Origin of the sequence: Bradyrhizobium sp., assembly GCF_019242285.1 — a bacterium.
Taxonomy (GTDB): domain Bacteria; phylum Pseudomonadota; class Alphaproteobacteria; order Rhizobiales; family Xanthobacteraceae; genus Bradyrhizobium.
Genome location: NZ_JAFAVV010000898.1, coordinates 1 through 7,085 on the forward strand (window position 1 = coordinate 1; position 7,085 = coordinate 7,085).

Below are 7,085 nucleotides of genomic sequence, written 5' to 3' on the forward strand. Positions count from 1 at the left end.
TTGACCTCGCGCGGCGGATCGGTCCCGATCGGGATGGCGTCAATGCGCATGCGTGGCTCCGAATGGGCTCAGATTGGCCAGGATGTCTGAAATGGCAGGCCCCTTTCGAGGGCCGGATACAGGCCCTGATATATAGGCCCAGATATAGAACTTGGCGTCGCCGCGCTCAATTGCTCCAGGCGAAAGCTACCTTGTCGAGCGACTTGGCTCCGAATCGCTCGGACGAGCGGGCCACCATGCGGCCACCGAGCGCCCGGTAGAATTCGGTGGCGGGATCGTTATCCGACAGCGCCCACACCACCATGCTGCGCAGGCCGCTCTGCATCAGGTCGCGGCGGGCGGAGGCGAAGAGCCGGCGCCCGAAACCCAGGCCCTGGAATTCCGGGCGTAGATAGAGTTCGTAAATCTCGCCTTCGAAGTGCAGGCTGCGGGCCCGGTTGCGGCCGTAATTGGCGTAGCCCGCGATCTTGTCACCGAACACCAGGACGCTGACCCGGCTGCCCTTGCGGATCGCGCTGTCCCACCATTGCGGACCGCGGCGATTGATCAGCTTCTCCAGCTCGGCGCCCGGGATGATGCCCTGGTAGGCAGCCCGCCAGGCTTCGTCATGGGTAGACGCTACCGCGGCTGCATCCGCAGCCTTGGCCGGCCGAACCTCGATTAGCGTGGTGCTCATGGTTGCAATCAAAGCAAGTCGGCGCGCTTGCTTCAAGCTCTATCGTTAAAGATCGGTTAACCTGTGGATTTTCTGCATCAGTCGGTCGATTTCTGTACCGAAAGAGAACAGGTCGCCACCGCCGCCGGTATTTGTAACTCCAGGGCGGCCCCGGCGATAGCCATCCGTCGGCCACGGCGCCTGCGGTTTCAAAAAAATCCGGTCACGCTGGATTTGAGTCGGTCGGCGGTGTCTCCTGAGGCTGCCGCCGACCCGCAGCCACGTCAGACCTCCATGCGTTTTCCTCAATTGCCGTTCGCGCCGCTCGTTCTGGCTTTGTGTTGCATTCAAAGCGTGTCGGCATCGCCCTATGGTGCGACGGGTGAGGAAGGCCGGGCTCTTGGCGCTCAACTGTGGCGTGTACCGAGGCCGGAGCCGGGTAAGGTCTGCGCCGGATCGCCGACGCGTTCGAGGGCGGCGGCGGGTCGATTTCACATTCTGCCGGCGTCAGGCAGTGAGGGACATTTCATGGCCGAGAGCGAGCAGGGGGTGGAACTGACCGTGCCGACACTGGCCGGCGCGCTGAAGCTGCCGTGGCCAACGACGCCGGCCAGACAATGACGCTGTATTTCGCCGTCAAATATCTGCATGTGCTCGGCGCCATCGTGATCCTCGGCGCCGGGGCGGGCATCGCGTTCTTCATGCTGATGGCGCATCGCAGTGGCGATGCGTCATTCATCGCCCGCACGGCTTCGGTGGTCGTGATCGCCGACATGCTGTTCACGCTGTCAGCCGTGCTGCTGCAACCCCTCACCGGCGCTGTGCTGATGATGCTGTCGTCGACGGCGGCGAGCGAGCCTTGGCTCTCGGCCTCGCTCGTGCTCTACGCGATCGCCGGCCTGTTCTGGGTGCCGGTCGTGTTCATGCAGATCGAGATGCGCGATCTCGGGCGCCAGGCCGCGGCCGTGGGCGGCGCGCTGCCGCCACGCTATTTCGTGCTGTTCCGCCGTTGGTTCGGGTTTGGCTTTCCCGGCTTCGGCGCAGTGATGATCATCCTGTGGCTGATGATCGCCAAACCGGGCTTCTAGGGGACAGGCATGGGCAGGGCCAGGATACTGGTGCTTGGCGCGTCCGGCCTGATCGGGCGGTTCGTGACCGACGAGCTGCGCGGCCGCGGTTTTGACGTGACCGGCGTTGCGCGGAAGCTCGCCGCCTCGCAACGCATGAGTGCGTCCGACCTGGAGCTGCCCGTTCTCGCGATGGCGCCGGAGCAATTGTCGCAGCTGCTCGGCGCGCGCGCCATCGACGTCGTGGTGAACTGTCTCGGCGTGCTGCAGGACGGCCCGGGCAGCGACACCGGCGCGGTGCATCGCGATTTCGTCGCGTGGCTCTTGCAGGCGATCCGGGACAGCCGCCGCGCCATCCGCCTGGTCCATATCTCGATTCCTGGCACGGCCGGCGAGGACCGCACCGCCTTCAGCCTCACCAAGCGCGAGGCAGAGCGGCTGATCGCGGCGTCCGGCATTGCGCATGCGATCCTGCGCCCGGGCTTCGTGATCGCGCCGGCTGCCTATGGCGGCAGCGCGCTGGTGCGTGCGCTCGCGGCCTTGCCGATCGAGCTGCCGGCGGAAGAGAGCGCGACGCCGTTCCAGCCGGTCGCGGTCGAGGACATCGCGGTAACGATCGCCTTTCTCGCCGAGCGGCCGGTCGAGGACGAGGCGCTGAAAGCCGTGAGCTGGGACCTGATGCAGCCACACAAGGTTTCGCTTGGCGGGGTCATCGACCAGTTCCGCTTCGTGCTCGGCACCGCCGATGTGCCGCGCGTCAGGCTGCCCGGCTTCCTGCTCGATCTCGGCGCGGCCAGCGGCGACCTCGTCAACCGACTCGGCTGGATGCCGCCGATGCGCCGCAACGCGATGGCCGAGCTGCGCCGCGGCGTATCCGGCGAGCCGCAGCCCTGGATGACCGCGACCGGCATCGTGCCGACCACGCTCGCGGACGCGGTCGGCCGTCACGCCGCCACCATTCAGGACAAATGGTTTGCCAGGCTGTTCCTGATCAAGCCGCTGGCCGTCGGCAGCCTCGCGCTGTTCTGGCTGCTGTCGGGGTTCATTGCGCTGGTGATCTCGTTTCCGGCGACGGCCGCGATCCTGACATCGCGCGGCTGGCCGGATGCGGTCGCCGTGCCGTTCGCCGCCATCACCAGCCTGATGGACATCGGCGTCGGCCTCCTGATCGCGTTCCGCCGGACCGCGGGGTTGGGCCTTGCCGCCGGCATCGTGATCGCGCTCGGCTACCTTGCCGGCTGCGCGATCCTCACGCCGGATCTCTGGCTCGAGCCGCTCGGTGCACTGGTCAAGACCGGCCCGGCGATCGTGCTGATGCTGATAACGCTTGCGATATTGGACAACCGATGACCGAATGGCCCGACGACGACGTGATCCTGTTCGACGGCGTCTGCGTGTTCTGCTCGCGCTGGGTGCGCTTCGTCGCGACGCGCGACGAGGCCGCGCGATTCCGCTTCACGCCGATCCAGTCGCCCTATGGCACGCGGCTGGCGCAGGCGTTCGGCATCGACTCTGATGATCCCGACACCAACGCGGTGGTGCATGGCGGTGCCGCTCACATGAAATCGGATGGCGCGCTGACGGTGCTGTCGCTGCTGCCGGGATGGGGCTGGACACGGGCGCTGTTCGCAGTGCCAAAGCCGCTGCGCGATGCGGTCTACGGCCTCGTCGCACGCAACCGCTACCGGATATTCGGCAGATACGACGCCTGCTTCGCGCCGGATGCGGCAATGCGGGCGCGGGTGATCGAGTAGGTGGGCCAAGCTTCGCCGAAGCTCGCCAGAGCGAAGGCGAAGAGTGCTCACATGCCGAGCACGAGGTGGAGAGATGGTGGGCACGTCGCTGCGCGCGATGCGTTGCACCGTCGCGTTCGCGCCTTAGCCCACTCTACCATTAGTTACCGGCACCGAGGCCAACGCCTCCATCGCCGCGCGCTCGCCCGAGTCGCGGGCGCCGTGCGCGGTGGAGAAGAAGCTCGGCGAGGTGGCTTCGCCGGCGAAGAACAGCCGGTCGTCGATGGGGGCGGCGAGCACCGCGCGTTTGCCGGCATGGCCGGGCAGTGCATGGGAGTACGAGCCCCGCGCGAATGCGTCATGTCCCCAGCGCGATTCTGCGAGCGGCGTCAGCTTGCGGCGGAAGTCGTTGCCGAGCATCTCCGCGATCTCGTCGATCGCCTCGGCCGCCAGCGCGCCAATGCCTGCATCCTCCAATTGCCGCGCGAAGCTGCCGCCGAAAAAGCCTTCGACGCAGGGCCGGCCGAAGGGCCGCAGGTGAAAGGTGCCCTTCGCAGTGCGGATGGAGGCGCCGCGCAGGTTGCCGTCTTCCGGCAGATCGCCGGGGTTGCTCAGGCCGAGCATCACCTTGTTGTCGAGGCCGAGCGGCAGGCCGGCCGCAGCCTGCACCTTCGCCGGCAGCGCCGGGAAAAAGCGGATCGCCTCCTGGGCGATCAGGTTGGTCGGCACGGTGATGATCACCCTGTCGGCGGCAAGCGAACCGAGCTTCGTTTCGATGCGCAGGCGCTTGCCGGAATGATCGATCGACGTCACGGCGCAGTTGAAGACAACCGGCAGCGCCGCGCCATAGGCCGCGATCAGCGCGCCGTAGCCGCGCCGCACCCGCCAATTGGCGTAGCTGTCCTCGTAGGCCTCCATGTCCAGGATCGAGACATCATCGAGCTCGCAGCCGTTCACATAGGTCGAGATCGCATCGATCATCGGATTCCAGCGGTTGCCGGGCTCGAGATAGAGGCTGGCGGAGCTGTCGTGCCCGCTCTTCGCAGCCTCTTCGATGCGATCATAGAATTCGTCGATGGCCCTGAAGAATTCCAGCCGCTCGGCTTGCGGAAACACCTTCTCATGACCGCGCTCGCGCCAGGGCGGCAGCGTCCTGTCGATCTCGAAACCGAGCTGCTCGGCGATCGGGACGAAGGAGTTCCGGTCGGCCGAGTGCAGCCAGCCGCAGCCGGCGTCGAACAGCACGTCGGGCGCGGCCTGTACGGTATGGCCGCGGCCGCCGACGCGGTCGCGCCCTTCCAGGACAAGGAAGGAGAGGCCGGAACCTTCGAGCGCATGCGCGGCGCCGAGGCCCGCAGCGCCTGCGCCGATGATGGCGATGTCGACCGAGGAGGAAAGGGAACCCATGGCCCGGCTCTAGCACGTTCGCCGCCGGGCTAGAAGCTGTCGGGCTCTCGACCTATCCCGCGGCGTCCTGGCGCTCCAGGTTTCGCAGATAGCTGAGCCCGTGAACCGTCAGGCGGCCGGGATCCTGCACCCCTCGTTTGGTCAATTCCCTCATGTGTCGGGCAAGGTCGCGGCGCGTCCTCTGGTCCAGATCGTGTCTGGCCACCTTTCGATAAATGTTGATCGCTCTCAAGAGCGGTTTTGCGATCGCGACATGGGACATGCGAACCAACCCATGCCGGTCTGCATCGTTCCCTCGGGCCGATTTCCGGATGCCCGATCTGCCGCTTGACCGGGTTCCCGGCGTTTCACGGTTTTCCATTCTCTTCCGGTTGCTGCGATGGCCGAGACGCCACCACATGCCCTATGACGTCTCATCGAAAACCCGGCCGTTTCCGGCGCGTTGAATCGGCTCTCCGCATGGGAGTGAACCCTTGCTCAAGATGTTTCGCCATCCGTCCGATTCGCTGTCGCAGATCGATGCAGAGCTGCCACCGGACACCATCTGGATCGACCTGCTCCACCCGTCCGACGACGAAAAGCGATCCGTCGAACGCCTGCTCAAGATCAAGATACCGACCGAGGATTCCCTGAGCGAAATCGAAGCCTCCAGCCGCCTGATCCTGGACCACGGCAAGCTATATTTGAGCTCGCCCGCGGTGCGTCTCGACGAGCAGGGAGATGCGTACCTCACGCCCGTCGGGTTCATCATCGGTTCGCGAGTCCTGGTCACGGTTCGGTTCTGGCCGCTTCCGATCTTCGACGATCTCGCCAAGCGCATCGATACGGACGACAGCCTCGCGGACGGCATGTGCGTCTTCACGGCATTGCTGGAGGCGATGGTCGACCGCGGTGCCGACGTCCTCGAGCATCTGGGCGCGACCACCGACGCCTTGTCCAGGGATGTATTCAAGGGCGGCCTCGTGCGGAGCACCAGGCCGGTGAGGTCCAGCCGCAGAATGCGGGAGGCGCTGCAGCAGATCGGTGTCTCAGCCGAAAAGCTGGCGCGAGCACGGGATGTTCTCCTCGGCGTCCAGAGAATTGCCTCCTTCGCCAGCGAAGTCGGCAACGACTGGGTGACGCCGGCGGCCAAGAAGCGGCTGGATTCGGTATCAAAGGACGTACTTTCGCTGAGCGACTACGAAACCCGTCTCTCGGACAAGATACAACTGCTGCTGGACGCTGTGCTGGGGTTCATCAATATCCAGCAGAACGAGTTGTTCAAGATTCTCACCATTGTCTCGGTGGTCGGCGTGCCGCCGACCATCCTGGTGGGCATCTGGGGTATGAACTTCAAGGAAATGCCGGAATTGAGCTGGACCTGGGGTTATCCGCTCGCCTGGTTGGCCGTGATCGCGAGCGGTGTTCTGCCCTTGCTCTGGTTCAAGCGCCGAGGCTGGTTTGATTGAGAGGCCGGTTTGATTGAGCCGTTCTGAGGACGCGCCAGCCGGGCTGACGCGTGCCATGACAGGGAAGGTTCTCCTACGCCACTGCCTCGCGCGCCTTCTCGGCCCGCTTGCGCTCGTTGGGATCGAGGTGCTTCTTGCGCAGGCGGATCGACTTCGGCGTCACCTCGACGAGCTCGTCGTCCTCGATATAGGCGAGCGCCTTCTCGAGCGTCATCCGGATCGGCGGTGTCAGCCGCACCGCCTCGTCCTTCGAGGTGGTGCGGATGTTGGTGAGCTGCTTGCCCTTGAGCACGTTGATCTCGAGATCGTTGTCGCGGGTGTGCTCGCCGACGATCATGCCGCGATAGACCTTCCAGCCGGGCTCGATCATCATCGGTCCGCGATCCTCCAGCTTGAACATGGCATAGGCCACCGCCTCGCCCTGGTCGTTGGAGATCAGGACGCCGTTGCGGCGGCCCTGGATGTCGCCCTTGTAGGGCGCATAGCCGTGGAACAGGCGGTTCATGATCGCAGTGCCGCGGGTGTCGGTGAGCAGCTCGCCCTGATAGCCGATCAGGCCGCGGGTCGGCGCGTAGAACACCAGGCGCAAGCGATTGCCGCCGGAGGGGCGCATCTCGATCATCTCGGCCTTGCGTTCGCTCATCTTCTGCACCACAACGCCGGAATGCTCCTCGTCGACGTCGATGACGACTTCCTCGATCGGCTCCAGCCATTGGCCGGTGGCCTCGTTCTTCTGCAGCACGACGCGCGGACGCGACACCGACAGCTCGAAGCC

The 7,085-nt window shown here is 65.4% G+C and carries 7 protein-coding genes and 1 pseudogene; 5 read left to right on the top strand and 3 right to left on the bottom strand.

Annotated features, from left to right (window positions below):
- Positions 1-166 precede the first annotated feature (166 nt).
- The gene (locus tag JOY90_RS36840; protein ID WP_291696000.1) at positions 167-676 is read right to left on the bottom strand and encodes a GNAT family N-acetyltransferase; all 510 of its coding nucleotides are present in this window, start codon (positions 674-676) and stop codon (positions 167-169) included.
- A 63-nt stretch (positions 677-739) separates the two neighbouring features.
- Here JOY90_RS36840 and JOY90_RS36845 point away from each other — a divergent pair, with 63 nt between their 5' ends.
- Genes JOY90_RS36845 through JOY90_RS36860 form a run of 4 tightly spaced genes read left to right on the top strand, consistent with a single transcriptional unit; the run spans position 740 to position 3,476 of the window.
- Positions 740-1,276 carry a hypothetical protein gene (locus JOY90_RS36845; protein ID WP_291696001.1) on the top strand — a complete coding sequence of 179 codons (537 nt, stop codon included), beginning with the start codon at positions 740-742 and terminating at the stop codon, positions 1,274-1,276.
- Complete coding sequence (locus tag JOY90_RS36850) at positions 1,273-1,743, top strand: DUF2269 domain-containing protein (protein ID WP_291696002.1); 471 nt, start codon at positions 1,273-1,275, stop codon at positions 1,741-1,743. Before JOY90_RS36845 ends, JOY90_RS36850 begins: the two co-directional genes overlap by 4 nt.
- Before the next feature lie 9 nt (positions 1,744-1,752).
- The gene (locus tag JOY90_RS36855; protein WP_291696003.1) at positions 1,753-3,072 is read left to right on the top strand and encodes an SDR family oxidoreductase; all 1,320 of its coding nucleotides are present in this window, start codon (positions 1,753-1,755) and stop codon (positions 3,070-3,072) included.
- Positions 3,069-3,476 (top strand): thiol-disulfide oxidoreductase DCC family protein, encoded by a 408-nt coding sequence (locus JOY90_RS36860; protein WP_291696004.1) that lies wholly within the window; start codon positions 3,069-3,071, stop codon positions 3,474-3,476. The genes JOY90_RS36855 and JOY90_RS36860 overlap by 4 nt, the downstream gene beginning before the upstream one ends.
- 123 nt (positions 3,477-3,599) lie before the next feature.
- On the opposite strand, the gene JOY90_RS36865 is transcribed toward JOY90_RS36860, so the two are convergent.
- On the bottom strand, positions 3,600-4,862 hold the full coding sequence (locus JOY90_RS36865) for an NAD(P)/FAD-dependent oxidoreductase (protein WP_291696005.1): 1,263 nt from the start codon (positions 4,860-4,862) through the stop codon (positions 3,600-3,602).
- 482 nt (positions 4,863-5,344) lie between these two features.
- On the opposite strand from JOY90_RS36865, the gene JOY90_RS36870 reads away from it, so the two are divergent.
- Complete coding sequence (locus tag JOY90_RS36870) at positions 5,345-6,310, top strand: magnesium transporter CorA family protein (protein ID WP_291696006.1); 966 nt, start codon at positions 5,345-5,347, stop codon at positions 6,308-6,310.
- 73 nt (positions 6,311-6,383) lie between these two features.
- On the opposite strand, the pseudogene JOY90_RS36875 reads toward JOY90_RS36870, so the two are convergent.
- Positions 6,384-7,085: pseudogene (locus JOY90_RS36875) on the bottom strand (translational GTPase TypA); the annotation flags it as partial.